3 protein-coding genes are annotated in these 1902 nt (G+C 72.8%); 1 reads left to right on the top strand and 2 read right to left on the bottom strand.

Going from position 1 to position 1902, the window contains the following annotated elements; all coding sequences use genetic code 11:
• Positions 1-115: integrase core domain-containing protein (locus E4P42_RS26725; protein ID WP_167759617.1), on the top strand; the 115-nt coding region annotated here is incomplete at its 5' end.
• Positions 116-128: 13 nt separating this feature from the next.
• Here E4P42_RS26725 and E4P42_RS26720 read toward each other — a convergent pair.
• Positions 129-608, bottom strand: coding sequence for an MSMEG_6728 family protein (locus E4P42_RS26720; RefSeq protein ID WP_135129645.1), 480 nt, complete (start codon positions 606-608; stop codon positions 129-131).
• 45 nt (positions 609-653) lie between these two features.
• On the bottom strand, positions 654-1790 hold the full coding sequence (locus E4P42_RS26715) for an alkaline phosphatase family protein (RefSeq protein ID WP_135129644.1): 1137 nt from the start codon (positions 1788-1790) through the stop codon (positions 654-656).
• Positions 1791-1902 lie beyond the last annotated feature (112 nt).

The following is a 1902-nucleotide window of genomic DNA, read 5'->3' as shown; positions in this document are numbered from 1 at the left end:
CACCAACGACGCCCGCTGCGCAGCCCTTGCCCCCTGGCTCGACTACTACAACAATCAACGCCGCCATTCAGCCCTCGGAGGACAACCCCCGACCAGCCGACTGTCACCAACCTGACTGCCGAGTACAGCTAGAGCGGCACCCGGCGTGACCGGTCCGAGTCCGGCCACACGTAGGGCAGGTCGTCGGGCACGTCCGGGAACAGCGGCCGATAGTGTTGCGGATCCTTCTTCACCAGTGCGGACTGGTGGCTGCGATGCAGGGCCGGGTCGCCCAGCCACGGCGGCAGTTCCCCGGCCGCGGCGAGCCCGGCCTGATCGCGGACGGCGGTGATGCCGACGGTCGACGCGAGGTCGGTCACCAGCGTGGTGGCGCAGGTGTCGGCGCGACCGGTCAGGCACCACTGCCCACAGATCTGCAGCCCGTAGCGCACCAGCGCTTCCTCGTAGCCCGCCCACATCGCCGCGGCGGGGTGGTGGCGCCACCCGTAGCCCGGCACCGTCAGCGCCCGCAGCACCTGGATCACCTCGACGCGCTGCTTGCCCAGCCGACGGGCGTCGAGCACCGCAGCGCTCGCGTCGAAGTCCTCACACGGCAGGAAGGTCTGCACCCACGCGGTCGTACCCGTCGGGCGCGGTGGTCACACCCGGTGCCGTCAGGCGTGGGCGACCAGCAGCGGCACGAGCTGTTCGGCCGGGGTCAGGGAGCCGTGCTGGCCGCGCAGGCCCGACTCCACCGGTTCGGTACTGCGCCGCACCATCGCCGCCGTGTCGCGGGCCGCCGCGACGATGTCACCGATCCGGGGCCGCATCTCGTCGGCGATGCGGTCCCCGAACCAGCCCGCGGCGATCGCTTCGTCGCGGGTGAGCACCCACGCCTTGTCGCCCAGCGTGTCCCGCCACGTCGCCAGCACCGCGTCGGCGGCGCCGTCGGCGACGTAGACATAGCGGGCGCGCGCCTCACCGGCGACGGCGACCACACCGTCGAGCAGTGCCGGGCTCCGGTCCAGGTCGACGGTGCGGTCGTCGGTTACCTGGACCATGCCGTGGTCGGCGACCACGGCGAGCAACGCCCCGGGCGGAAGGCTTTCGACGATCGACTCGACGAGCCGGTCGACCTGGCGCAGCTGCATCCGCCACGACACCGAACCGGGCCCGTGCAGATGGCCGATCAGATCCAGATCGCCGTGGTAGCCGTAGCAGAACCCACCCTCGGTGAGCACGGTGCCGATCGACGCGGCGAGGTCACCCAGACCGTGCACACCGACGTAGCGGCCGCCGCGCAACACCGCGCGGGTCAGCCCCGACCCGGTGAACTCGGCCTTGGACACGATGCTGACCGCCAAGCCGGCCGCGGTGGCCCGCTCGAAGGTGGTCGGCAGCGGCTGCACCTGCTCGGGCGGGAGATCGTCACGCAGGTCCGCACCCCACGGTTGCGGACGCCAGCGCAGCGGGTTGACCACTCCGGCGTCGGGATGACGGAACGTGTAGCCGACCATGCCGTGCGCGCCGGCCCGGCAGCCGGTGCCGACGGCGGCGAGGCTCGCGACCGTGGTGGACGGGAACCCGACCTGCAGCGACCGCCTGTGCAGCCCGCTGAGCACCGGCGCGTCACGGGGATGCGCGGCGAGCAGGTGGTCACCGAGACCGTCGATGAGCAGCACGCAGGCGGCGCGGAGGTCGCCGGGCAGCTCGATGTGCCGGTCGAAGCCGGCCACGTCCATGGCGGCCAGCACCGACGGCACCACATCGGCGAGGAACGGCACATCCGGATCGAGCTGCGGCGGCTGCACCTCAGCAGCGTGGCACACGCAGCTTCGGACTACGCCACCAACGGCGCAGGTGCGGGCGGCGGGGGAGGCAGCGGCGCCCCCGGCGGCGGCGGAGGCAGCGGTGCGCCGGGCG

The organism is Mycobacterium sp. PS03-16 (assembly GCF_004570325.1).
GTDB lineage: Bacteria > Actinomycetota > Actinomycetes > Mycobacteriales > Mycobacteriaceae > Mycobacterium.
The sequence above is the reverse complement of the archived record's forward strand: the minus strand, read 5'-3'. Positions and strand labels throughout refer to the sequence as shown.